This window comes from Bacillus sp. BACIII (assembly GCF_057836745.1).
The window spans coordinates 1,512,252-1,534,949 of record NZ_CM174437.1 but is presented as its reverse complement, the minus strand read 5'-3'; the positions used below and the strand labels follow the sequence as shown (position 1 = coordinate 1,534,949).

24 protein-coding genes and 1 pseudogene are annotated in these 22,698 nt (G+C 44.6%); 18 read left to right on the top strand and 7 right to left on the bottom strand.

The genetic code is table 11. The features are described from left to right. Positions 1-17 precede the first annotated feature (17 nt). The 5 genes from ACXN9U_RS07300 to lpdA all read left to right on the top strand — a co-directional run bounded on the left by ACXN9U_RS07300 (position 18) and on the right by lpdA (position 6,542). Positions 18-1,109, top strand: a complete 1,092-nt coding sequence (locus ACXN9U_RS07300; RefSeq protein ID WP_060962880.1) for a serine hydrolase domain-containing protein — start codon at positions 18-20, stop codon at positions 1,107-1,109. A gap of 469 nt (positions 1,110-1,578) precedes the next feature. Next, positions 1,579-2,694, top strand: coding sequence for a pyruvate dehydrogenase (acetyl-transferring) E1 component subunit alpha (gene pdhA / locus ACXN9U_RS07295; RefSeq protein ID WP_060962879.1), 1,116 nt, complete (start codon positions 1,579-1,581; stop codon positions 2,692-2,694). Between the two features lie 3 nt (positions 2,695-2,697). Next, positions 2,698-3,675: a pyruvate dehydrogenase complex E1 component subunit beta gene (pdhB, locus tag ACXN9U_RS07290; RefSeq protein WP_003154528.1), complete on the top strand. Its 978-nt coding sequence runs from the start codon at positions 2,698-2,700 to the stop codon at positions 3,673-3,675. A 124-nt stretch (positions 3,676-3,799) separates the two neighbouring features. Then, positions 3,800-5,125 (top strand): pyruvate dehydrogenase complex dihydrolipoyllysine-residue acetyltransferase, encoded by a 1,326-nt coding sequence (gene pdhC / locus ACXN9U_RS07285; RefSeq protein ID WP_438421843.1) that lies wholly within the window; start codon positions 3,800-3,802, stop codon positions 5,123-5,125. A gap of 4 nt (positions 5,126-5,129) precedes the next feature. Then, entirely contained in the window at positions 5,130-6,542 is a 1,413-nt protein-coding gene (lpdA, locus tag ACXN9U_RS07280) for a dihydrolipoyl dehydrogenase (RefSeq protein ID WP_489202368.1), read from the top strand. A gap of 49 nt (positions 6,543-6,591) precedes the next feature. On the opposite strand, the gene ACXN9U_RS07275 is transcribed toward lpdA, so the two are convergent. After that, on the bottom strand, positions 6,592-6,966 hold the full coding sequence (locus ACXN9U_RS07275; protein WP_016936259.1) for a hypothetical protein: 375 nt from the start codon (positions 6,964-6,966) through the stop codon (positions 6,592-6,594). 248 nt (positions 6,967-7,214) lie between these two features. Between ACXN9U_RS07275 and ACXN9U_RS07270 the strand changes: the two genes are divergently transcribed. Continuing rightward, the gene (locus ACXN9U_RS07270; RefSeq protein ID WP_489202367.1) at positions 7,215-8,018 is read left to right on the top strand and encodes a polysaccharide deacetylase family protein; all 804 of its coding nucleotides are present in this window, start codon (positions 7,215-7,217) and stop codon (positions 8,016-8,018) included. Positions 8,019-8,131: 113 nt separating this feature from the next. Further along, positions 8,132-8,251 carry a GapA-binding peptide SR1P gene (locus ACXN9U_RS07265; protein WP_076982563.1) on the top strand — a complete coding sequence of 40 codons (120 nt, stop codon included), beginning with the start codon at positions 8,132-8,134 and terminating at the stop codon, positions 8,249-8,251. A 48-nt stretch (positions 8,252-8,299) separates the two neighbouring features. On the opposite strand, the gene ACXN9U_RS07260 is transcribed toward ACXN9U_RS07265, so the two are convergent. Next, on the bottom strand, positions 8,300-9,772 hold the full coding sequence (locus ACXN9U_RS07260; protein WP_060962877.1) for an aminotransferase class I/II-fold pyridoxal phosphate-dependent enzyme: 1,473 nt from the start codon (positions 9,770-9,772) through the stop codon (positions 8,300-8,302). Between the two features lie 179 nt (positions 9,773-9,951). Here ACXN9U_RS07260 and ACXN9U_RS07255 point away from each other — a divergent pair, with 179 nt between their 5' ends. Then, on the top strand, positions 9,952-10,218 hold the full coding sequence (locus ACXN9U_RS07255; protein ID WP_489202366.1) for a UPF0223 family protein: 267 nt from the start codon (positions 9,952-9,954) through the stop codon (positions 10,216-10,218). Positions 10,219-10,252: 34 nt separating this feature from the next. On the opposite strand, the gene ACXN9U_RS07250 is transcribed toward ACXN9U_RS07255, so the two are convergent. Continuing rightward, positions 10,253-10,885 (bottom strand): DUF1054 domain-containing protein, encoded by a 633-nt coding sequence (locus ACXN9U_RS07250; protein WP_047475190.1) that lies wholly within the window; start codon positions 10,883-10,885, stop codon positions 10,253-10,255. Between the two features lie 238 nt (positions 10,886-11,123). Here ACXN9U_RS07250 and ACXN9U_RS07245 point away from each other — a divergent pair, with 238 nt between their 5' ends. The 3 genes from ACXN9U_RS07245 to ACXN9U_RS07235 all read left to right on the top strand — a co-directional run bounded on the left by ACXN9U_RS07245 (position 11,124) and on the right by ACXN9U_RS07235 (position 12,682). Continuing rightward, a complete protein-coding gene (locus tag ACXN9U_RS07245; protein WP_003154513.1) occupies positions 11,124-11,312 on the top strand; it encodes a hypothetical protein in 189 nt (62 codons plus the stop codon). 133 nt (positions 11,313-11,445) lie between these two features. Further along, complete coding sequence (gene suhB / locus ACXN9U_RS07240; protein WP_489202365.1) at positions 11,446-12,243, top strand: inositol-1-monophosphatase; 798 nt, start codon at positions 11,446-11,448, stop codon at positions 12,241-12,243. Beyond that, a complete protein-coding gene (locus ACXN9U_RS07235; RefSeq protein WP_060962873.1) occupies positions 12,230-12,682 on the top strand; it encodes a GNAT family N-acetyltransferase in 453 nt (150 codons plus the stop codon). Before suhB ends, ACXN9U_RS07235 begins: the two co-directional genes overlap by 14 nt. A gap of 49 nt (positions 12,683-12,731) precedes the next feature. Here ACXN9U_RS07235 and ACXN9U_RS07230 read toward each other — a convergent pair whose 3' ends face one another. Next, positions 12,732-14,297, bottom strand: a complete 1,566-nt coding sequence (locus ACXN9U_RS07230; RefSeq protein WP_060962872.1) for a M4 family metallopeptidase — start codon at positions 14,295-14,297, stop codon at positions 12,732-12,734. Positions 14,298-14,619: 322 nt separating this feature from the next. Between ACXN9U_RS07230 and ACXN9U_RS07225 the strand changes: the two genes are divergently transcribed. The 5 genes and pseudogenes from ACXN9U_RS07225 to ACXN9U_RS07205 all read left to right on the top strand — a co-directional run bounded on the left by ACXN9U_RS07225 (position 14,620) and on the right by ACXN9U_RS07205 (position 18,890). Beyond that, entirely contained in the window at positions 14,620-16,557 is a 1,938-nt protein-coding gene (locus ACXN9U_RS07225; RefSeq protein ID WP_060962871.1) for a hypothetical protein, read from the top strand. Next, the gene (locus ACXN9U_RS07220; protein WP_060962870.1) at positions 16,547-16,816 is read left to right on the top strand and encodes a hypothetical protein; all 270 of its coding nucleotides are present in this window, start codon (positions 16,547-16,549) and stop codon (positions 16,814-16,816) included. The genes ACXN9U_RS07225 and ACXN9U_RS07220 overlap by 11 nt, the downstream gene beginning before the upstream one ends. After that, positions 16,817-17,338, top strand: coding sequence for a sigma-70 family RNA polymerase sigma factor (locus tag ACXN9U_RS07215; RefSeq protein WP_060962869.1), 522 nt, complete (start codon positions 16,817-16,819; stop codon positions 17,336-17,338). Then, the gene (locus ACXN9U_RS07210) at positions 17,335-17,628 is read left to right on the top strand and encodes an anti-sigma factor family protein (RefSeq protein ID WP_047475184.1); all 294 of its coding nucleotides are present in this window, start codon (positions 17,335-17,337) and stop codon (positions 17,626-17,628) included. The genes ACXN9U_RS07215 and ACXN9U_RS07210 overlap by 4 nt, the downstream gene beginning before the upstream one ends. Positions 17,629-17,740: 112 nt before the next feature. Continuing rightward, positions 17,741-18,890 (top strand): annotated as a pseudogene (locus tag ACXN9U_RS07205) (IS3 family transposase). Between the two features lie 62 nt (positions 18,891-18,952). On the opposite strand, the gene ACXN9U_RS07200 reads toward ACXN9U_RS07205, so the two are convergent. Both ACXN9U_RS07200 and ACXN9U_RS07195 read right to left on the bottom strand, forming a co-directional pair. Continuing rightward, positions 18,953-19,570 carry a hypothetical protein gene (locus ACXN9U_RS07200; RefSeq protein WP_060962867.1) on the bottom strand — a complete coding sequence of 206 codons (618 nt, stop codon included), beginning with the start codon at positions 19,568-19,570 and terminating at the stop codon, positions 18,953-18,955. Between the two features lie 309 nt (positions 19,571-19,879). After that, positions 19,880-20,068, bottom strand: coding sequence for a YlaF family protein (locus tag ACXN9U_RS07195; RefSeq protein ID WP_016936245.1), 189 nt, complete (start codon positions 20,066-20,068; stop codon positions 19,880-19,882). A 111-nt stretch (positions 20,069-20,179) separates the two neighbouring features. Between ACXN9U_RS07195 and typA the strand changes: the two genes are divergently transcribed. Then, on the top strand, positions 20,180-22,018 hold the full coding sequence (gene typA / locus ACXN9U_RS07190; protein ID WP_016936244.1) for a translational GTPase TypA: 1,839 nt from the start codon (positions 20,180-20,182) through the stop codon (positions 22,016-22,018). 55 nt (positions 22,019-22,073) lie between these two features. Continuing rightward, positions 22,074-22,394 carry a YlaH-like family protein gene (locus ACXN9U_RS07185; protein WP_015239793.1) on the top strand — a complete coding sequence of 107 codons (321 nt, stop codon included), beginning with the start codon at positions 22,074-22,076 and terminating at the stop codon, positions 22,392-22,394. A gap of 41 nt (positions 22,395-22,435) precedes the next feature. On the opposite strand, the gene ACXN9U_RS07180 is transcribed toward ACXN9U_RS07185, so the two are convergent. Next, complete coding sequence (locus ACXN9U_RS07180) at positions 22,436-22,645, bottom strand: YlaI family protein (RefSeq protein WP_489202363.1); 210 nt, start codon at positions 22,643-22,645, stop codon at positions 22,436-22,438. Positions 22,646-22,698 lie beyond the last annotated feature (53 nt).

Sequence of the window (22,698 nt, the reverse complement as noted above, 5' to 3'; positions counted from 1 at the left end):
TACAGGGGGAGAAAACAATGAAACAAACAATAAGCAATCCGGCATTTGATATGAAACAAATTAACGCTCTTAACAGCCATTATCAGACGATGATAGACAATGGAGTTCTGCAATGTGCGAGTTATATGATGTCAAGAGGAGGTGAGGTTTTTGCAGCTGAGTCGTTAGGGGAATTTACCGGCGGACAAAACGAAAAGCAAACATTTCAGCTTGATACAATCAGAGAAATCGGTTCTTTGACAAAAGTGTTTACCGCTGTAGCCGTCATGCAGCTCGTCGAAAAAGGTTTGCTCGATCTGAAAATGCCGGTCAAGCTCATTTTGTCTGCGTTTGATAAACCGGGTTTCGGAGAAATTAAAATTTTGCACCTTTTGACTCATACGGCGGGATTAAGTTTTGAGCTGGATATTCAAAAGGCTGAAGGCATTGACTTAACGAATGAGGAAGAATGGATAAACTATCTCGTCAGTACGCCTTTGGAGTACGGAGTGGATGAAGCATGGAACTATTCCAGAACCGGTTTTGTTATACTTGGCATCATTATTTCAAAAGTAACAGGCGTATCCTACGAACAGTATGTAACAAAGCATATTATTGAAGCGCTCGGATTAGAAAGAACGTATTTTTATGTGCCTGATGCTTTAAAAGAAGAAGTTTGTGTGATCAATGAGCACGAGTGCGTACAGCTGGAAAAAAGTCATCACCCGTATTTTCCGAATAAAGCGACAAGCGGTCTGTACTCTTCGTTGCGAGATATTTGGAAGTTAGCTGAAATGTTTAGAAATAAAGGCAGATTGAAAGATAAGAAGCTGCTTGGAAGAAAAACAGTCGAAGCGATGCTGAGAAATCAAATAAAGCCTGGTCTTCCTTTTTACTTCTTCGGAGCGCCCAGAGAGGAAGGCGGCTTTGGTTTAGGCATTAATTTGTGGCCGGCCGGTGACCATTATTTCATGACAGAAGGCACCTTCTCACATCTTGGAATGGGTTGGTGCGGCATGTTTTCTGATCCAGCCGAAGATTTTACGTATGTATTTTTCACTCCGGTTTCCGAGTTTCATCCTCATGCCGTGCTGACGCCGCTGAATATCGTGTGGGCGGGTATTGAATAATTAGACAAAAGCATCGTCCCGTCTGTTCGGCAGGCGGGACGATTGCTAACTGCCCGTTTTTATCCCGAGCATCTTTTCAAAGCCCGCCCCTAAGTTAAATAACTTAATTTACTCTTTGTAATTTTTTTAAATTATAGTACAGTAGAGCATTTTTATAATACAGTTTAAAGTCTTTTATAGTACAGTTTGGCGCAATATGATCTTAAGTTTTATAAGCGGTTTCAAAATGAGGTTATAAACAATTGACGGCTTTGTTTAATTACTGTAAACTATGGTTGTTGATCATATTGTACTAATAAAAAATCTTTTTTTATTAGTACAGTTTAAACGTCATTATCTTTGCTTAAGCGCTATGTGAATTTCTGAATGATTAATTTTAGAATTGCAGAGCATGATAAGACTGTTTTTAATACGGATGGCTAAACGGTATCCTAACCCTGTTAAATCAAAAGAAGAGGTGGTTTAAAAAATGGCTGCAAAGACAAAAACTTCAATTGTTGATAGCAAAAAACAATTTGATGCTATTAATAAGCAGTTTGAAACGTTCCAAATTTTAAATGCTGAAGGTGAAGTCGTAAATAAAGACGCAATGCCTGATCTTTCAGATGATCAGTTAAAGGAATTAATGAGAAGAATGGTGTATATCCGCATTTTAGACCAGCGTTCAATTTCTCTTTCCCGTCAAGGACGTTTAGGTTTCTATGCACCGACAGCGGGCCAGGAAGCTTCTCAAATTGCATCACACTTCGCGCTTGAACAGGACGATTTTATCCTTCCGGGTTATCGTGACGTTCCTCAGCTGATTTGGCACGGTCTTCCTTTACATCAGGCATTCCTGTTCTCAAGAGGCCATTTTAAAGGTAATCAGATGCCTGAGGGAGTAAATGCTTTATCACCTCAAATTATTATTGGTGCTCAAATTATTCAAACCGCAGGTGTAGCTTTAGGTCTTAAAAAGCGCGGTAAAAAAGCGGTAGCTATTACTTACACTGGTGACGGAGGAGCTTCTCAAGGTGACTTCTATGAAGGAATGAACTTTGCCGGAGCATTTAAAGCGCCAGCGATCTTCGTTGTTCAGAATAACCGCTATGCGATTTCAACTCCTGTAGAAAAGCAATCATCCGCACAGACAATTGCCCAAAAAGCAGTTGCCGTCGGTATTACAGGTGTTCAAGTAGACGGAATGGATGCACTAGCCGTTTATGCTGCAACCGCAGAAGCACGCCAGCGCGCAATTAACGGTGAAGGTCCGACTCTGATTGAAACTCTTACATTCCGTTACGGACCTCATACAATGTCCGGTGACGATCCGACTAAATACCGTACGAAAGAAATAGAAAATGAATGGGAGCAAAAAGACCCGCTCGTACGTTTCCGCAAGTTCTTGGAAAACAAAGGACTATGGTCTGAAGAAGAAGAGAACAAAGTGATTGAACAGGCCAAAGAAGAAATCAAACAAGCTATCAAAAAGGCTGACGGCGAAACAAAACCGAAAGTAACAGAGCTGATTGAGAATATGTTTGAAGAGCCGACGTTCAACTTGAAAGAACAACTTGAAATTTACAAAGCGAAGGAGTCGAAGTAAGCCATGGCGCAAATGACAATGATTCAAGCAATCACTGATGCGTTACGCACAGAACTGAAAAACAATGAAAACGTTCTGCTTTTCGGGGAAGATGTAGGCGTTGCCGGAGGCGTATTCCGTGCAACTGAAGGCCTTCAAAAAGAATTCGGTGAGGACCGCGTATTTGACACGCCGCTTGCTGAATCCGGTATCGGCGGTCTCGCTCTCGGTTTAGGCCTGCAAGATTACCGTCCTGTTATGGAAATCCAATTCTTCGGATTCGTATATGAAGTAATGGATTCAATCTCAGGACAAATGGCTCGTCTCCGCTACCGTTCCGGCGGACGCTGGACTTCTCCGGTGACAATCCGTTCTCCATTCGGCGGAGGGGTTCATACACCTGAACTTCACGCTGACAGTTTGGAAGGCCTTATCGCTCAGCAGCCGGGTATTAAAGTTGTTATCCCTTCCACTCCTTACGATGCAAAAGGACTGCTGATTGCCTCTATCAGAGACAATGATCCGGTTGTTTTCTTAGAGCATATGAAACTTTACCGTTCTTTCCGTCAGGAAGTTCCAGAGGAGGAATACACAATCGAGCTTGGCAAAGCTGATGTGAAACGCGAAGGTACTGACCTTTCTATCATCACATACGGCGCGATGGTTCATGAGTCGCTTAAGGCTGCTGAAGAGCTTGAAAAAGAAGGCGTTTCTGCTGAAGTTATCGACCTTCGCACTGTAAGTCCGCTTGATATTGATACGATTATTGCTTCTGTTGAAAAAACAGGCCGCGCAATTGTCGTGCAAGAAGCTCAAAAACAAGCCGGCATCGCTGCCAACGTTGTAGCTGAAATCAATGACCGCGCGATTCTGAGCTTGGAAGCTCCGGTTCTGCGTGTTGCGGCGCCTGATACAGTATTTCCTTTCTCGCTTGCTGAGAGCGTATGGCTTCCAAACCATAAAGACGTTCTTGAAACTGCGAAAAAAGTTCTTGAATTTTAATCAGGCATCATAAAAGACGGTAAAGAGAGTCCTTTTCTCTTATTATGAAGGAGTCTGTTTACTAGGTTCAATGCTTGCGAATGCATAACTAAAATTTGCTTAATCAACTAGGAGGTCGAAAACTGTGGCATTTGAATTTAAACTTCCGGATATCGGGGAAGGTATCCACGAAGGCGAAATCGTAAAATGGTTTGTTAAGCCGAACGACGAGGTAGAAGAAGACGATGTTCTGGCTGAAGTGCAAAATGATAAAGCAGTGGTAGAAATTCCTTCACCTGTTAAAGGAAAAGTATTAGAATTAAAAGTTGAAGAGGGAACAGTTGCAACTGTTGGACAAACGATTATTACGTTTGACGCACCTGGTTACGAAGATCTTCAATTTAAAGGAAGCCATGATTCAGGAGAGGCGAAAACTGAAGCTCAAGTTCAGTCGTCTGCTGAAGCAGGGCAGGATATCTCTAAAGAAGAGACTCCTAAAGAGCCTGCAAAAGAAACAGGCGCAGGACAGCAGGACCAAGCGGAAGCTGATCCGAACAAACGCGTAATCGCGATGCCTTCCGTACGCAAATATGCCCGTGAAAAAGGCGTGGATATCCGTAAAGTAACAGGTTCAGGAAATAACGGACGTGTTGTAAAAGAAGATATCGACAGCTTTGTAAACGGCGGAGCTCAAGAAGCGGCACCGCAAGAAACAGCGGCGCCTCAGGAAACGGCTAAACCTGCAGCGGCTCAGGCTCCTGAAGGCGAGTTCCCTGAAACACGCGAAAAAATGAGCGGTATCCGTAAAGCGATCGCGAAAGCAATGGTGAACTCTAAGCATACTGCACCGCACGTAACTCTTATGGATGAAGTTGACGTAACAAATCTTGTTGCTCACCGCAAACAGTTCAAACAAGTTGCTGCTGATCAAGGCATCAAGCTGACTTACCTGCCTTACGTCGTAAAAGCCTTAACATCCGCTCTGAAAAAATTCCCTGTTTTAAATACATCTATTGATGATAAAACAGATGAAGTGATCCAAAAACATTACTTCAACATCGGAATTGCAGCGGATACTGAAAAAGGCCTGCTTGTGCCGGTAGTGAAAAATGCCGACCGTAAAGCCGTTTTCGAAATCTCTGATGAAATTAACAGCCTTGCTACAAAAGCGCGTGAAGGCAAGCTTGCACCTGCGGAAATGAAAGGCGCTTCTTGCACAATCACAAATATCGGTTCTGCCGGAGGCCAATGGTTCACACCGGTTATCAACCACCCAGAGGTTGCGATTCTCGGTATCGGCCGCATCGCTGAAAAGGCGATCGTCCGCGACGGTGAAATTGTAGCTGCTCCTGTCTTAGCTCTTTCTCTCAGCTTTGACCACCGTATGATTGACGGAGCAACTGCACAAAATGCGTTAAACCACATCAAGCGTTTACTGAACGATCCACAACTTATTTTAATGGAGGCGTAATGTTATGGTAGTAGGAGATTTCCCTATTGAAACAGATACTCTTGTGATTGGTGCGGGACCTGGCGGCTATGTAGCTGCCATCCGCGCTGCTCAGCTTGGACAAAAAGTAACAGTCGTTGAAAAAGCAACTCTTGGAGGCGTTTGTCTGAACGTCGGCTGTATTCCTTCAAAAGCGCTTATCAATGCAGGCCATCGTTACGAGAATGCAAAACACTCAGATGACATGGGAATCACTGCTGAGAACGTAAAAGTTGACTTTACAAAAGTCCAAGAATGGAAAGCTTCTGTTGTAAATAAGCTTACCGGCGGTGTTGCAGGTCTTTTAAAAGGAAATAAAGTGGACGTTATAAAAGGGGAAGCTTATTTCGTAGACAGCAACTCTGTCCGTGTAATGGATGAGAACTCTGCGCAAACATACACATTTAAAAACGCAATCATTGCTACTGGTTCTCGCCCTATCGAATTGCCAAACTTCAAATATAGCGAACGCGTTCTGAACTCTACAGGCGCACTTGCGCTTAAAGAAATTCCGAAAAAGCTCGTTGTTATCGGCGGCGGATATATCGGCACTGAGCTTGGAACAGCGTATGCGAACTTCGGAACTGAATTGGTTATTTTAGAAGGCGGAGATGAAATTCTTCCTGGCTTCGAAAAACAAATGAGTTCTCTCGTTACCCGCAGACTGAAGAAAAAAGGCAACGTTGAAATCCATACAAGCGCTATGGCTAAAGGCGTTGAAGAAAGACCTGACGGCGTAACAGTTACGTTCGAAGTAAAAGGCGAAGAAAAAACAGTTGATGCTGATTACGTATTAATCACTGTCGGACGCCGTCCGAACACTGATGAGCTCGGCCTTGAGCAAGTCGGTATCGAAATGACTGACCGCGGTGTCATTAAAACAGACAAGCAGTGCCGCACAAACGTACCGAACATTTACGCAATCGGTGACATCATTGACGGCCCTCCATTGGCTCACAAAGCGTCTTACGAAGGTAAAATCGCTGCGGAAGCTATTGCGGGAGAGCCTGCTGAAATCGATTACCTCGGTATTCCGGCGGTTGTATTCTCTGAGCCTGAACTGGCTTCTGTCGGTTACACTGAAGCACAGGCGAAAGAAGAAGGCATTGAAGTCGTTGCTGCTAAGTTCCCGTTTGCTGCAAACGGACGCGCGCTGTCTCTTAACGAAACTGACGGCTTCATGAAGCTGATCACTCGTAAAGAAGACGGTCTTGTAATCGGTGCGCAAATTGCCGGCGCGAGCGCTTCTGACATGATTTCTGAATTGAGCCTGGCGATCGAAGGCGGAATGACTGCTGAAGATATCGCAATGACAATTCACGCTCACCCGACATTGGGCGAAATCACAATGGAAGCTGCCGAAGTGGCAATCGGAAGCCCGATCCATATCGTAAAATAATCATTGCAAGAAAATGAACAGCCCCCGCTTTTAAAAGCGGGGGCTGTTTTTATTGTGCAAGCACATGCTGCATAGGCTTGATAATATCCTCTTTTTTCTTTACCGCGCCTTCAATCTTCATGACGACATGCCGGTGATTGACCACCATCAGTGCCGGGAATGTGTTGATTTCTTCTTCCCAGCCCTTTCTGTTATCATAAACTTTCATTTGATCAACATGATGGGGATATTTCTTTTCTAAATCAAGAATCGCATCGTAGTAGGGCACTTCTTTATCTATATGATTTTCATCGGAAAAAAACAAGATTTGAGTGTGATGAATGCTGTCGATCCGGTTATTTTTGAATGGACTGACAGTAGAAACCGAACAGCTTGACAGAACGAACAGCATCAAAAAAAAGGGAATCACCGTACGGTAGCGCATCTATCTTACTCCTCTGTTTTATATAATATATTGGTTCATCCATTTATAAGGACTATATCAAGTGTATCACGAGAGGTGAAAAACCTAAGGCTTGTTACTTAATTGTTATATAATTGAAACCGTTTTTAATGAAGAAATAATACGTGTGACAACTTGTGAAGCCGATGTGTAAAAAAGGCACATTATGTTTCGTGAGAGCGCTGTTTTTTCGTTATACTGTGGGCAAAACCATATCAGGAGGGATTGTCATGTATAAAGCCGCTGCCGCCGTCATATGGATGTGCTTGCTCGTCGGCTGCCAATCAACTGAAAAAACGCAAACAAATAAACAACCCCATTCTCAAGCTGCGGTCAATCATGCTAAACAGGAAAACACTCATACAAAAGAGGAAAAACAGAAAAAACAGAAGGCAGAGCCCCGTTACTATATCAATCCGAAAACCTTTGCCGCGGAAAAACTGGATGACCAGAAAGACAAAAAACCGATTGCATTGTTAACGATAGATGATGCACCCGATCAGCATGCCGCTGAGATTGCGGACAAACTGCATGATCTCCATGCGTCAGCGATCTTTTTTGTGAACGGCCAATTTTTAAAAAAAGATGAAAATAAGAAAGCGCTTCAGCATATTCATGAGTTAGGCTTTATGATCGGAAATCATACAATGACTCATCAAAATTTAAAAGACCTTTCCGAACAAAAACAACGGGAAGAAATCATCGGCGTCAATAAAGCCGTTGAAAAGATAACCGGGGAGAAACCAGCTTTTTTCAGGGCGCCTTTCGGAAGCAATACGGACTATAGTGACAAACTTATAAAACAAGAAGGTATGGTGAAAATGAACTGGACCTTCGGCTACGATTGGGATCAGAAATATCAATCCAAAAAAGCGCTTACCGATATCACGCTGAGCAGCCCTTATCTGCGGGACGGGGCCAACATATTGATGCATGACCGGAAGTGGACGGCCGAAGCCATGCCGGACATTGTAAAAGGATTGCGTACTAAAGGATATACCGTGATTGATCCTCGAGCTATAAAAAGACCGTAAAAAATAAATGTGTTATACAATTTATCGGTTGACATATTAAATGTGACATAATAATATAATAACAACAAGTAAGAGTTAAGCGTTTTCAAATTCTGAGAAATGGGGAATGAGAGATGGGTACGATTGTTTGCCAAGACTGTAACGAAGCGATTCATTACTTTGAGGATGAGAAGGTAACGACGTTATACGGAACATGCTGCGGACAATGCCGGTGTCATCTTGAAGAAGAGTAAAAAGCGTAAAAAAGGCCCGAAACGATTTCGTTTCGGGCTTCTTTATGTTTATTGGATGGCTTTTTGTTCTTTGATGACTCTGATCATTTCAAGCGTCGCGTCTTCAGGACCCTGCACGGGAAGGCCGGCGTCCAGGTTTTTGAAAATGTAGCTGATGTTTTCTTCAGTAATGATTTCGCCCGGAATAAAGATCGGAATTCCCGGCGGATACACCATGACAAACTCTGCGATGATCCGTCCCGCGGATTCTTTTAACGGAATGACTTCCGTATTTGCGTAAAACGCGTCTCTTGGCGTCATCGCTAAGAGAGGAATTTCAGGAAGCAGAACCTCTGTTTGCTGATGAGCATATTCATTGGCAGCAGCTTGCTTTGAAATGTCTGTAAGCGCGTTTACGAGGCGGTCGGCATCTCCTGCTCTGTCTCCGGGGGTGAAAATACATAATATGTTATACAAATCGGACAGCTCGACTTCGATATTATATGATTCGCGCAGCCATTTTTCAACGTCATGCCCCGTCAGGCCGAGATTTTTGACCGAAATGATTAATTTAGTCGGATCATAACTGAAGGCGGCTTTAGATCCTGTGATTTCTTCGCCGACACAGCGGATGCCTTCAATTTGATTGAGGCGTTCCCGTGTCTGATTCGCCAGCAGAATCGTATCTTCAAGAAGGCCGCGGCCTTCTGTAGCGAGCCGCTTTCTTGCGACATCCAGTGAAGCGAGCAGCAGATAGGATGTTGACGTTGTCGTCAGCATGCTTAAAATCGACTGGACTCTTTCTTTGGACACAAGGCCTTCTCTCACATTTAAAATGGAGCTCTGCGTCAGAGAGCCGCCTAATTTGTGCACGCTTGTGGCTGCCATATCAGCGCCCGCCTGCATGGCGGACAAAGGAAGCTTATCATGAAAATGAATATGCACGCCGTGCGCTTCATCGACAAGAACAGGCACATTGAAAGAATGCGCGAGCTTGACGATGCTGCTCAGGTCAGCCGCCACACCGAAATACGTCGGATTGATGACAAGCAGACCTTTTGCGTCTGGGTGCTCAGTCAAAGCCCGCTCGGCAGACTCAAGCGTGATGCCGTGAGAAATCCCGAGCTCATCGTCAATTTCAGGGTGTATAAAAATCGGCACCGCTCCGGAAAATACAATGGCCGTCATAATAGATTTATGAACGTTTCTCGGGATGATGATTTTATCTCCGGGTCCGCATACGGCCATGACCATCGTCATAATGGCGCCGCTCGTCCCTTGTACGGAAAAGAAGGTGTGGTCTGCGCCGAATGCTTCCGCGGCCAGGTCCTGCGCTTCTTTAATGATGCCCTTTGGCGCATGTAAATCATCCAAAGGTTCAATATTAATTAAATCTATGCTTAACGCGTTTTCTCCGATAAATTGTCTGAATTCCGGATCCATTCCCGCGCCTTTTTTATGGCCCGGAATGTGGAATTGGACAGGCTGTCTGTCCGCGTGCTTTTTCAGTCCGCTGTACAGGGGTGTTTCATGTTGCGGCAATTGTTTTCCCACCTTTATCATAATACCTACGGATTAGTTTGTATTACATTCAGTATGATTACCCGTTTTTTAAACGTAAAACAAATGAATTATATTATGAACTTGAAAGAAAGTAAAGAACAATTTATGATCTATGGAAGATGCTTATTTTGAGCATGATTATAAAGGAGTGAAGACATTTGGAATATCAATATCCGATGAATGAAGACTGGACGACAGAGGAGGCCGTGGATGTCATCGCGTTTTTTCAGCAGGTGGAAAACGCCTATGAAAAAGGAGCTGACCGCAACAAACTTCTGGATGCGTACCGCCGCTTTAAAGAAATCGTTCCCGGAAAGGCGGAGGAAAAGAAAATCTGCAGCCAATTTGAAGCGGACAGCACCTATTCCCCGTATCGGACTGTGAAAGAGGCGAAACAATCAGATCAAGCGGTTATCAAAATGTAAACAAAGCGAGCCGGAAACCGGCCCGCTTTTTATGTTATGAGACTTTCTGAGTCAGCGTGTATAAAAAGGAAAGCTTCTTAAAAGTATCTTCAATGGTTTGCAGGAATTCATTGTTGTTCATGTTGATCACGTCTTCTTTTTGAAGCTGGATGCCGCACAAAAGCTCTGCTTTTTTCACGGTCTGCAGACGTTCAAATAATGTTTTCAGCTGCTCCCGATCCATCTCCGACTGCTTGTACGCACCGGGCTTCGTGTGATCCGGCGACCATACGAAATGACCGGGAATCTGTTTTGTGATTTCATCCTGCTTCGCTTCCAGCAATCTGCCGTACTCCTCTTTTATCGGAGACTCATAAATGATGGCAAACCATACAAACATATGAGTGTCCCATAGTCCGATCTGAAAGTGGGGGAGCTTCTTATAGCCGCGTTTGCTGTTTGCAAAGGCAACCCAGCTGTCAGCCGGCGGGTTGACAGATCTTCTCGCGTGCTTGGCGACATGCGGGAACATTTCATCTCCCGTCAATGCCGACAATGTCGGTGCGAAATGTTCTCCTAACAGAGTCAGCTTCGGACGCACTTGTTCTTTTAACACCTCCATGCGCGGATCTAATCCTTCTATTGTAAATGTGTCAAAGTCTTCTTTTGTAAAACGCATCTGAGTCATCTTTTTCCTCCTTATCGTAAGTATTCATATTTTACCACAGCCCCTGCCGGCCGCAAAAACATTGAGAACGTTTGAGCGGAGGGGAGTGGTGGTAAAAAATGAATAGGTAAACACACAATTTTAAGAATGTTGTTACAGCCGAATATAAGTTTCCATAGGATATAAGAAGTATCATTAATAATGAATTGGAAAATGGGATGCTTTTTTAACAAATGATCTCTGGAAGGGGCGAAAGACAATGAGGCAAGTGGTGAAGGAAGGATTCAGGGAGGAAAAAAATAACCGTGTAGCTGTCTGGAGACTAGAGGTTGATTATGAATTGGCAACCCTTTATGAGGCCATGCAAAAAGAGAATGAAGATCAAATCGATCTCAGTAAAAGAAAACTGGAACGTCTCAGAAAAGAATGGATTCGTCTTAACGGATAAAGAATAGTAAAAACGAACCGCAGGAAATGGTTCGTTTTTACGTGAGAAGGCATTTTTTTCATTTTCCTTGCTTTTTAATCGTTTTTATCAGTATGCTATAGAGTAAGCTATACATAGAAAAGAGGTACACGGTATGACAAATTGGACGGAAATTGATGATATCGCAAAACAATGGGTAAAAGAAGCCGGAACGAGAATCAGACAATCCATGCAGGAAAGCTTGACGATTGAAACAAAATCAAATCCGAATGATTTAGTCACAAATATGGATAAAGAGACGGAACGCTTTTTCATTGACCGTATACAGGGAACTTTTCCCGGACACCGCATCCTCGGCGAAGAAGGGCAGGGAGATAAGCTCCGCTCCCTTGAAGGAATTGTCTGGATCATTGATCCGATTGACGGGACGATGAATTTTGTCCATCAAAAGCGGCATTTCGCAATCTCCATCGGTATTTTTGAAGACGGAAAAGGCAAAATCGGCTTAATTTATGATGTGATGCAGGACGAGCTGTATCATGCATTCAGCGGAAAAGGGGCATATCTGAACGACACGCCGCTTGCTCCTTTAAAAAAGGTTTCCATTGAAGAATCGATTATTGCAATCAATGCCACATGGGTGACGGAAAACAGAAGAATCGACCCGAGTATTTTGGCGCCGCTCGTAAAACGGGTAAGAGGAACGCGTTCCTACGGCTCGGCTGCACTTGAGCTGGCCAGTGTTGCGGCCGGCCGCATTGACGCATACATCACAATGAGGCTCGCGCCGTGGGATTACGCTGCCGGCTGCGTGCTGCTGAACGAAGTCGGCGGCATTTACACGACAACAGACGGCGAACCGTTTACGTTTTTAGATAACCACAGCGTGCTTGCGGGAAATCCGGCGATACATAAAATCATCTTTGACGACTATTTACATGCTGACAGATAGGGAGTTTGAAGAAGAAGATCTGGAATTTCTGGAGCAGCTGGCGGCGGCACACCCGGTGTGGAGAGCCGAAGAATTCGGAACAAAAAATGCGGCGGAGTTTATGCTTGCATACTCCATGTACAATGGAACGTGGCTCGTATGGGAGCTTGACGGCGCTCCTGCCGCCGTCAGCTTTCACTTAGAATGGGCGCCCTCAAACGGAAAACCGTGGCTCGGGACTGTGGCCGTCGCTCCAGAGGCAAAAGAGAAAGGAATCGGCCGGGCGGTCATTGAAGAAATTGCCGGCCGGCTGAGAGCGGCGCATAAAGCGATGTTTGCAGCCGTTCCCCTGGACAGGCAGGAATGGGTTCTGTTTTTAAGCCAATGCGGTTTTGAACAGCTGAAGCTTGAAAAAGACGATCGGGAAAAGACATATATGATCATGGTGAAGCCATTGTGAAATGTATCAGATATAAAAAAGAGACCGGACATCCGGTCTCTTTTCTTATTTACAAGCCGACTGAATTCCAGGCCGCTTCTACGCTTGCAGCATCCTGAGAGCCGTAAAGGTCCCGTGCTGATTGAATCAAAGCTGCTTTTGCATCTTTAAAGGTTGATGACGGAGTGAGGTATACCGTCAGGGCGCGATAGTAAATCTGCTCCGCTTTGTTCACGCCGATTTTTGTAATCGTATTGTAAGCGGCTTTGTTCGGAATTCCGCTGTTTGTATGCACGCCGCCGTAGTCGCCGGCATCAGTGTTCGGAAGGTTTTTGTAATTTTTGTAGTTGTCAGGCTGTCCGTATTTTGTCGGATTTGATAAGCTGCGGAGAGCCGGCTGGCTGACCGTAATATCTTCACCGATATCCCAGTCCTCAGTATCGTTGAAGTACCCAAATACATCAGAGAAGGATTCATTTAAAGCGCCCGGCTGATTTTCATAGTTCAGGTTGGCTGTTTCCTGTGTAACGCCGTGTGTCATTTCATGGGCCGTTACGTCCATTGAACCGGAAAGAGGCGAGAAGAATGAACCGTCACCGTCTCCGTAAATCATTTGGTCGCCGATCCAGGCCGCGTTATTGTATTTGCTGCCGTAATGAACGGAGGATACGATCTTGCCGCCTCTGTTGTCGTAGCTGTTGCGTTTGAACTTCTGATAGAAATAATCATACACTTTGCCGAGGTTGTAATGCGCATCAACGGCAGCGCGCTGAGAAGAAGTTGTAAACTGGTTTGTGGTGCTGGATACGAGTGTGCCCGGCAGGTTATACTCGCGGTTTTGCAGATCGTACGTAATAATTTGTGTTCCGGTAGGTTTAGAAAGATCGCGCAGCACGTATTTGCCGCTTTCAGAAGAAATATTTAATGAGACCGTTTTTCCTTTAAGAGTCGTACCTGTTCCGGTTGCCGCCGCATGTTCCACTTTGTTTTGCTTTTTCAGGATTTTCCCTGTTTCCGCATCAACGGTTACTTCCCAGTTTGCAGGTTCCGGTTCGATATAGCGGATCGTTACATCATAGGCGAGGCGGTATTTTCCGTCTTTTGTAGCTGCTGCTTTGAGCTCGGCTTTATTTTTGTTTGCGACGTTTCCGTTAGAAACGGCTTCAGGTGATTTGCCGATTGCCTTAAAAGCATGGTCCAGCGCCTGATTTGCAGATAATTTTTTGCTGTTTGCCGTTTTGGCAGAAGTATCGTTGTTTAATTCACCGTTAATCGCATAGACGTTGTTGGATTTATCAACGTGAATAATGACTTGAGAGTCTTTCACAGGCACACCGTTCACAACAGGCACATAACGGAAGTGTTTATAGCCGAGATCATCGGTCGTTTGGTCAATCAGCTTCAGCCTTTCAGAAGGATTGCCTTTAAAGACTTTGCCGTTTTGTTTCAAATATTGCTTGATTGCTTTGTCACTGACAGAAGGCAATTCAGATTGCACCAAAGAATGCTTCGGCACAAAATTTGTCATGTTTTCTTTAAGCTGAGGATTCTCAGCGGCCTGAACACCCGGCAGACTGATCGTTAAACTCATAAAAGAAGCGGCGACAGCAACAGACAATTTCTTACCTAAACCCACAATAAATCCCCCTTTTTGAAAATAATGAAAACTTATATTGTTATAATAAACCAGCAATCTCTCATTCTGCAATATAAAACTAGACTCCGCAGCTGAATTGATAGAATCGTCCCGTACAGGCTCCTGGGAGGCGGTGTCAGGGGATAAGCCGAGAGGCACGTGTCGGAATAGACATGAGTCGAATGACGCGATTTCTTCTGAAAAAAATGACAGATGAAGACGGGAAAAATGATAGGGGAAAAATGTTAGGATCTTTAAAACTTTTTTTAATGCCGGTTGTCTAAATGGGTGAGGCCTTAATAAACGTAAAGGATTGTTACAGATGTCAGAGATTTTCAGTCATTTTATTCAGCACTTCGACAGATATTTCATTTTGAGCAGACAGAGTGTGTTGATCATCCAGTGGTCGGCCGTCTGCCTTGCTGTTTTATACGGGCTGACTTTCCATCCGAAAATCAGCCCTGAAAGAGTTTGGTTTTATGGCGGGATCATGCTCCGGGCCGTATTATTGGCTGGCATAACGATTGAATTGGTTCATCAGGTGCAGAGCACTCATTTTAGCGCTCACTATTTGACAACGGAAGAAAGAGAGCTTCTTCCGATCGTTCATCTCTTAATGTACGGATATGTGCTGCTCACTGCGTTTCACTATATGCTGATGCCGCAGGAGCAGAGAGGAAGGGGCATGTTTTATACGTTTGATCTCACTGTGGTGACACTGCCCGTCATTCAGCTGATTTTCAGTTTTTTTGCTTTCTGGAACAGCAATCGTGACACGATGGCTGCAGAGGATATAGTCTCCTCGCTTTGTTCCGTTGCGGTTGTTTTACTCCTTCTGATTTCTATGAATGTTTTATTTTTTAAAATGTATTGGAAACCGAGGCCGGTTTTTATCGGCGTGTTTTATGCAGCGGTCATCGGGCTATTGGTGTGGGTGCTCTCTCCGTCCTCGGCCGGGGTATCAAAAGATTACGGCAGGCTTCTCCCGTTTACGGTGTATTTAACAATGGCGGGTTTTCTGATGACCCATCATTTATTTCATCGGTCAGACAGGATCAGACGGCGGACGAAAAGCTTTCTTGCGGCGGCCGTTGCCGCTGGTTTTATCGTCTTTTTGAATCCGGTGTACAACGCGGGAGATGCCGCATTTGCGGTTTCGAAACCGATAGCTGAAGATTCTGTTGATTATGTGGGCGAACATATTACTTCAGACCAGGCGGAACGGATCCTTACGTCATTTTTTCCGGCGGAGAATCCGATTTATTTGACAGAAACCAATCAGGATCTCCATTACTTTTACCGCTTTAAAACGGAAGATTATGAAGCGGAAGTGGACGAGGTTTCCCGAATGATTACAAATTATCAATATCTTAAAAAACCGGAAGGCCGGACATTAACAGAAGATGAGTACCGGAAAAAGTCGCTGGATTTCTTGTCGGCGCACGGCCGAAAACTAAAAACACAAGGCATTCAGACAACAGTGAGAAAAGAAGACGGACAGTTTGTCGTGGAGATCGCGCCGAAAAGACAAGGGAAGCATCACGAACAAACGGGTTCTGTATTTTACTGGGAAAAAGAAACCATCATGGGTTTTTCAGAAGACCCGTCTAGTTATCAGCTTCAGTCGCTGCCGCAGGTGCACATGACGGAAAAAGACATAATGAAAGCATCAAAAGCCGCCTTTCATACGCTGCAAATGCCTGATCAGACATTTGAAATCATAAATACAGATATCAACAGCCTGATCGGCAGCAGTGTGACCGTAACAGCGAATAACGGGGCGGAGCTGAGATTTAATGCCGAATCCGGACGCCTTATGAAAATCAGAATCTCATCAGGCAGCACCGTTTTGACAAAAAAAGAACTTCAGAAGAGGCTTTTTACATTGCTGGGCGCGGATACTTCAAAGCTTAAACAAATGGACAAATCGGAAGACGGCCTCGTTTTTGAAAAACCTGAAGGAACGTCCGTTTTTACGCTCCGGAATGAAGAAGGCATGATAGAGGCCTCATCCTGCGGACAGGTAAGCGCCAAAACATTCCCGCATACATACAGAGACGGGGAAACAGCCTTCAAAAGAGTGGCGGGGGCATATAACGGCATCATTTACAAAAAGCGGGTAAAGCCTGTCATAGCGGTGAAAGACGGCGTAACATATAACGCATGGCTTGTTATTATTCAGCCGTTCGGTTCAAACCGCCATGACGCATATGTGGTGAATGCGGATACTTACGAGGTGGTGAACCTTTATGAACAATAAAGAAAGAAAGGCTGTCTTCTTCGATTTATACGACCTGTATAAGGAAGGGGAACTTGAAGGCGGCACGCTTCAATGGATGAAAGAACATGAACCGGAATTCGGAGCAGAGGCGGAAAACAGAAAAAGACAGAATGGACATGGTATAAAGCCGCCGCCGGACGACATCCGCCAAATTAAATATATGAAATGCCTGACGTATGGACTGTATGGTTTCTTCATTGTGCTCTCAATCTGGATGACAGTGTGGTTTTATTTTTAAATGAAAAACAAGATGTCAATTGAACAGTTGTACCGTGAACATTATCAAGATATTATGTATTACCTTTACAGACGCACACATCAAGCTGAGACAGCTAAAGATCTCGCTCAGGATACATTTATGAAAGCATTTAACGGGCTTGAGTCGTTTAAGGGGCACTCGTCTATCCGTACGTGGCTCTATGCAATTGCCCACCATACCTTCATCAATTGGTACAGACGGGACAGAAAATACCAATTTTCAGATATCACCTTGAATGAAGGGATTCAGCAAACAACATATGAACTGCCGGAGCATTACGTTGACCGGACAGAGACAAAGAACGCGCTGGCCGGGCAGATTCAGCGTCTGAAAAACGATCAGCAGACCGTTTTAATTTTAAGGGAATTTCAAGAGCTGTCATACGAAGAGATTGCTGATATTTTGGGCTGGAGCCTGCCGAAGGTGAAGAGCACCTTATACAGGGCGAGAATGCAGCTGAAACAGCACTTGGCGGTAAAAAGGAAGGACGGACACATATGACTTGCTGTTTAGTGAGAGATTTACTCCCTTTATATATTGAAGGCGATTGTGAAACAGAAACAGAGCGGTATATTTCCCGCCATCTTGATACATGCGGTGAGTGCAAAAGGGTATATCATATGATGAAGGAGCCGCTTGACTTTGGCGAAGCTGAGATGAAGGCGCCAGACGGTTATGAAGAGGAGGAGAGGCGGTTTCAGGAAAGATATTACGGGAGGCTGCTGACAAAAGCCGCCTGTATGTTCGGGGCTGTATTTCTCATCATGCTTGCGCTTAAACTGCTGAATTAAAAAAACGCCCGGCTGAATGGGACTGACCCCATAATATGAGACAAACAAAAAACACCTTCAAGTTTGAAAACGGATCGTTGTTATCCGAAATTAGACTTGGAGGTGTTTTTCTATGAGGACAAGAGTGAGTTATCCGGTTGAAGTCAAACAGAAGGCTGTAGAAATGAGATTGGCGGGCGTGCCTGTGAAGGAGATCATGCAGGAATTGAATATAAAGAATAAGACGCAGGTGCAGACATGGGTCAGGTGGTATAAAGCTGGGGATACACATCGATTCGAACAACCCGTCGGAAAGCAATATTCTTATGGAAAAGGTCCAGAGTATTCTTCCGAATTAGAGAAACTGCAGGCAGAAAATCGTTATCTGAGACAACAGAATGAAGTGTTAAAAAAGTACAACGAATTGGAAAGGAAGCTGATAGCGAAACGCCAGTCGAGCTTGTAGAAGCATTGCGCGGCACAATGACCATAAAGGATATCTGTATTCATTTAGGTATCTCACGAGCATCTTATTATCGTTGGAAGAAGAATCTGATGAAAGATAACCCTAAATACCATTTAGAAAAACAAATCGGCACGTTGTGCCGAGAACACAAGTATCGATATGGCTATCGGAAAATCACAGCCATATTAAAAAAGGAAATGCGTATAAATCATAAAACGGTTCAGCGCATTATGCAGAAGAATCAGTGGCAATGCCGGGTTAAGGTGAAAAAGCGCAAGAAGAATGGGCAGCCATATGCCGTGGCCGAGAATATATTGGATCGGAACTTTCAGTCTGATCGCCCTCTGGAAAAGCTAGTAACGGATATCACATATTTGCCTTATGGGCAGAAACAATTGTATCTTTCCAGTATATTGGATTTATACAATGGAGAAGTGATTGCTTTTACGATTGGCGATAGACAGGACACAGACTTTGTCTTACACACACTTGATCAGCTGCCTGCACTGCCAGAGAACTGCGTGTTACATAGTGACCAAGGTTCTGTTTATACATCTTATGAGTATCAGAAAGCTGTTAAAACAAAAGGCATTACCATGAGCATGTCCCGCAAAGGGACGCCCGCTGATAATGCCTCCATCGAATCGTTTCATTCCTCACTAAAGTCTGAAACGTTCTACCTCGACAGGTTGGAAAGCACTACGACGACCATCGTAGAACAAACTGTCGAAACCTATATACACTATTATACCACATTCGTATTCAAACGAAACTAAACAACCAGCCGCCGGTCACATACCGACAGCTGGCTGCTTAAAGGTGTTTTGATCCCTGTCTCAAAAACGGGGGTCAGTCCCGAATGACCGGGCGTTTTTTCGTTTACTCAGCCGGGTGAAAGGCTGTATAAATGCCTTCAAGTAATTCCTGCGGCAGTGAATTAAAGAATCCGGCACACAGCTTTGCTTCTTTTTTACCTGCACCTGCTTTTTCAGCAAGCTCCTGATCAAACGTATACACGCCGTCTTCTTCAACCAGTGCAGATTGAAGAATATGAAGACTCTGGGAGAAAGCGGTGAACAGCTGATCAACGATAAGAGCTTCTTTTTCCGTAAAGCCGAGCTCCACTGCTTTTTCTTTATTAAATGTATATTCGCCGTCCGTTTTCTCGATACATTGGGAAAGGACGGTTAAAAATTCCGTTGAGCTGTCCCACAGCTTTTGAATGGTCTGTGCGGCTTCTTTATCTAATCCCAATTCAACCGCTTTTTCACTGTCAAAATAATAGACGCCGTCTTTTTCGTAAATGGATTGGCTGATGATGTCTAAAAGCTTTGCCGCATCTTCCGGTGTTTTCTCGGCAAAAGCCTGCAAGACAGGCGGTTCATTTGCCTGAATTGTTTTTGCACCGGCAGACTCAAGCGGACTGAATGCAAGCAAGGCGGCTGAAGCGGTTGCAGCGGCAGTTACAGCGGTTTTCTTCAAAAAAGATGTTTTCATTTCGTTCTCTCCTTGTTATGTGTATTTGCTTACAGCCACAAGTATAAAAAGCCAGTGATGGAATTGAAATAGGAAGTTTGGTATTTTCTGCATAACGATGCCGGACTAATTCCGGCTGCCTTTTCTGACGGACTCTGCTGTTGTCACTAGGATGCATGCCGCTGTTTCCGGCTTCCTGACTAGGCGGCGGGGGAGATAAGCCTTACATCCCGCCGGTTTTGAGGATGCAAAAAAGCCTGAATTTTTCATTCAGGCTTCATACAATATTGTGCTTTTCATGTTTACGGAATTTTGCAAAGGGTCATGCTTTTAATCAAGCAGTCCCTGTTCGCGCATTTTTTTCTTTACAGTGAAACCGCTTCCCATCATGGCGATAACGAGAACAATGCTTCCGATGACACCCCATGCGCTTTTCTCAGCGATTGATACGCCGATCAGCATCATGCTGAAGACTGCTGCGAATGCAAATAATAATAAGAGCCAATTCAATTTTTTCATATTTCCATCCCCTTTAACGTCATACTTTCAGTTTACAGAAAAACGTGACGCTTTTAAAGAGGATGTGTGGTATAATATGAAAGTTATCTAATTTTTTTAGGAGATGAAAATGTGAAACTTCGAAACGATCTTCGCAATATCGCGATTATTGCCCACGTTGACCATGGGAAAACGACTTTGGTAGACCAATTGCTTCACCAAGCCGGAACATTCCGTGCCAACGAAAATATTGCCGAACGCGCAATGGATTCAAACGATCTTGAACGTGAACGCGGTATTACAATTCTCGCGAAAAATACTGCGATTAACTATAAAGATACACGCATTAATATTTTGGACACTCCGGGACACGCCGACTTCGGCGGAGAGGTTGAACGGATTATGAAAATGGTTGACGGCGTTCTGTTAGTCGTTGACGCATATGAAGGCTGCATGCCGCAAACCCGTTTCGTTCTGAAGAAAGCCCTTGAGCAGAACTTAAATCCGGTTGTCGTCGTAAACAAAATCGACCGTGATTTCGCCCGCCCGGAAGAAGTCATTGATGAAGTGCTTGATCTGTTCATCGAGCTGGATGCAAACGAAGAACAGCTTGAGTTCCCTGTCGTCTACGCTTCTGCGATTAACGGAACGGCAAGTCTTGATCCGAAAAAGCAGGACGAAAACATGGAATCACTGTATGAAACGATTCTTGAACATGTCCCTGCACCGGTTGATAACGCCGAAGAGCCTCTTCAATTCCAAGTGGCGCTTCTTGATTACAATGACTATGTCGGCCGTATCGGTATCGGACGCGTTTTCCGCGGCACGATGAAAGTCGGCCAGCAGGTTTCATTGATGAAACTTGACGGAACGGTCAAATCATTCCGTGTAACGAAAATCTTCGGTTTCCAAGGATTGAAACGCGTGGAAATTGAAGAAGCGAGAGCGGGAGACCTCGTTGCCGTTTCCGGTATGGAAGACATCAACGTCGGTGAAACGGTTTGTCCGGCTGACCACCATGAGCCGCTGCCGGTTCTGCGTATTGATGAGCCTACGCTTCAAATGACATTTGTCGTAAACAACAGCCCGTTTGCAGGCCGTGAAGGCAAATATGTCACAGCCCGTAAAATTGAAGAGCGTCTGAACGCACAGCTTCAAACAGACGTCAGTCTTCGTGTCGAACCGACGGCATCGCCTGACGCATGGGTTGTTTCAGGACGCGGTGAGCTTCACCTGTCTATTTTAATTGAAAACATGCGCCGCGAAGGCTATGAGCTTCAAGTGTCTAAACCTGAAGTTATCATTAAGGAAATTGACGGCGTAAGCTGCGAGCCTGTTGAGCGCGTGCAGATTGACGTGCCTGAAGAGCATACCGGTTCTGTTATGGAATCAATGGGTGCGAGAAAAGGCGAAATGCTCGATATGATTAATAACGGAAACGGCCAGGTCCGCCTGATCTTTACCGTACCTTCACGCGGGCTCATCGGCTATTCTACTGAGTTTCTGTCACTGACACGCGGTTTCGGTATCCTGAACCACACGTTTGACAGCTATCAGCCGATGCAAAAAGGCCAAGTCGGAGGCCGACGTCAGGGTGTGCTCGTTTCCATGGAAAATGGAAAAGCGACATCTTACGGAATTCAAGGTATTGAAGACCGCGGCGTCATCTTCGTTGAGCCGGGCACAGAAGTATATGAAGGCATGATTGTCGGCGAACATAACCGTGACAATGACCTTGTCGTCAATGTCAGCAAAATGAAACAGCAGACAAACGTCCGTTCCGCAACGAAGGATCAAACGACTACGATTAAGAAAGCGCGCATTATGTCGCTTGAAGAATCACTCGAGTACTTAAACGATGATGAATACTGTGAAGTAACACCGGAATCCATCCGTTTAAGAAAGAAAATCCTGAACAAAAACGAACGTGAAAAAGCGGCGAAAAAGAAAAAAACAGCAGGAATGTCTTAATCACTTGCAGAATTTGAAAAGATAGAACCCGAACGGAAAAGGGGAGGGGATCTTTTTGAATGAAGTAAGTGAACGGCTGTCGTTCTTTGCTGCGCTTTACCAAGTGGATGAGCATCCGCTGACGGGAATGTGGCTGTTATACGGAACGATCGTCGTGCTCTCGGTGATTGTATTTAAACTCGGCTTTGCCAAAAGGCTGCCGGTTTTAAAGGCTGCGGCAGTTTATCTCTTTCTTGTGCTCGGCTGCACCGTGCTGACTTTTTTCGGTGTGTTTCTGCCGGTCGGAGAAGGGCTTGTTGTCGCCGCCTTGATTTTGATCATTTACAAAATCCGTCTGCACCAGTCCAAAAAAAGCCAGTCAGCTAAACCGCAATAAAAAAATGACCTTGCCTTTCGGCGGGTCATTTTTTTATTGGTTTATTTTTTCACTTTATCTTTTTTCGTTTTTTGCCCTGAATGAAAGGAGAAGTGTCCGGTATTCAGCCGCGCCTCTGTTTTGACTTTGATTCGGTCATGGCATTCCTGGCACATATATGTATGAATCGGACGGTTGCGGAGGCGTTTGGCTGTCAGTGTTTCATCATCAATTTGTTCAATTTTGTCGCAAATGGAACATTTAACTCTCATTGATTTTTCACCTCTTTCACTATGACAAGCATTATATCATGGATGACCCGCCT

Excerpts from the sequence above, each read along its gene's own strand:
- ACXN9U_RS07300 (WP_060962880.1), top strand. The coding sequence starts at position 18 with ATGAAACAAACAATAAGCAATCCGGCATTTGATATGAAACAAATTAAC.
- pdhA (WP_060962879.1), top strand. The coding sequence starts at position 1,579 with ATGGCTGCAAAGACAAAAACTTCAATTGTTGATAGCAAAAAACAATTT.
- pdhB (WP_003154528.1), top strand. The coding sequence starts at position 2,698 with ATGGCGCAAATGACAATGATTCAAGCAATCACTGATGCGTTACGCACA.
- lpdA (WP_489202368.1), top strand. The coding sequence starts at position 5,130 with ATGGTAGTAGGAGATTTCCCTATTGAAACAGATACTCTTGTGATTGGT.
- ACXN9U_RS07275 (WP_016936259.1), bottom strand. The coding sequence starts at position 6,966 with ATGCGCTACCGTACGGTGATTCCCTTTTTTTTGATGCTGTTCGTTCTG.
- ACXN9U_RS07270 (WP_489202367.1), top strand. The coding sequence starts at position 7,215 with ATGTATAAAGCCGCTGCCGCCGTCATATGGATGTGCTTGCTCGTCGGC.
- ACXN9U_RS07265 (WP_076982563.1), top strand. The coding sequence starts at position 8,132 with ATGGGTACGATTGTTTGCCAAGACTGTAACGAAGCGATTCATTACTTT.
- ACXN9U_RS07250 (WP_047475190.1), bottom strand. The coding sequence starts at position 10,885 with ATGACTCAGATGCGTTTTACAAAAGAAGACTTTGACACATTTACAATA.
- ACXN9U_RS07245 (WP_003154513.1), top strand. The coding sequence starts at position 11,124 with ATGAGGCAAGTGGTGAAGGAAGGATTCAGGGAGGAAAAAAATAACCGT.
- suhB (WP_489202365.1), top strand. The coding sequence starts at position 11,446 with ATGACAAATTGGACGGAAATTGATGATATCGCAAAACAATGGGTAAAA.
- ACXN9U_RS07235 (WP_060962873.1), top strand. The coding sequence starts at position 12,230 with ATGCTGACAGATAGGGAGTTTGAAGAAGAAGATCTGGAATTTCTGGAG.
- ACXN9U_RS07225 (WP_060962871.1), top strand. The coding sequence starts at position 14,620 with ATGTCAGAGATTTTCAGTCATTTTATTCAGCACTTCGACAGATATTTC.
- ACXN9U_RS07220 (WP_060962870.1), top strand. The coding sequence starts at position 16,547 with ATGAACAATAAAGAAAGAAAGGCTGTCTTCTTCGATTTATACGACCTG.
- ACXN9U_RS07215 (WP_060962869.1), top strand. The coding sequence starts at position 16,817 with ATGAAAAACAAGATGTCAATTGAACAGTTGTACCGTGAACATTATCAA.
- ACXN9U_RS07210 (WP_047475184.1), top strand. The coding sequence starts at position 17,335 with ATGACTTGCTGTTTAGTGAGAGATTTACTCCCTTTATATATTGAAGGC.
- ACXN9U_RS07200 (WP_060962867.1), bottom strand. The coding sequence starts at position 19,570 with ATGAAAACATCTTTTTTGAAGAAAACCGCTGTAACTGCCGCTGCAACC.
- ACXN9U_RS07195 (WP_016936245.1), bottom strand. The coding sequence starts at position 20,068 with ATGAAAAAATTGAATTGGCTCTTATTATTATTTGCATTCGCAGCAGTC.
- ACXN9U_RS07180 (WP_489202363.1), bottom strand. The coding sequence starts at position 22,645 with ATGAGAGTTAAATGTTCCATTTGCGACAAAATTGAACAAATTGATGAT.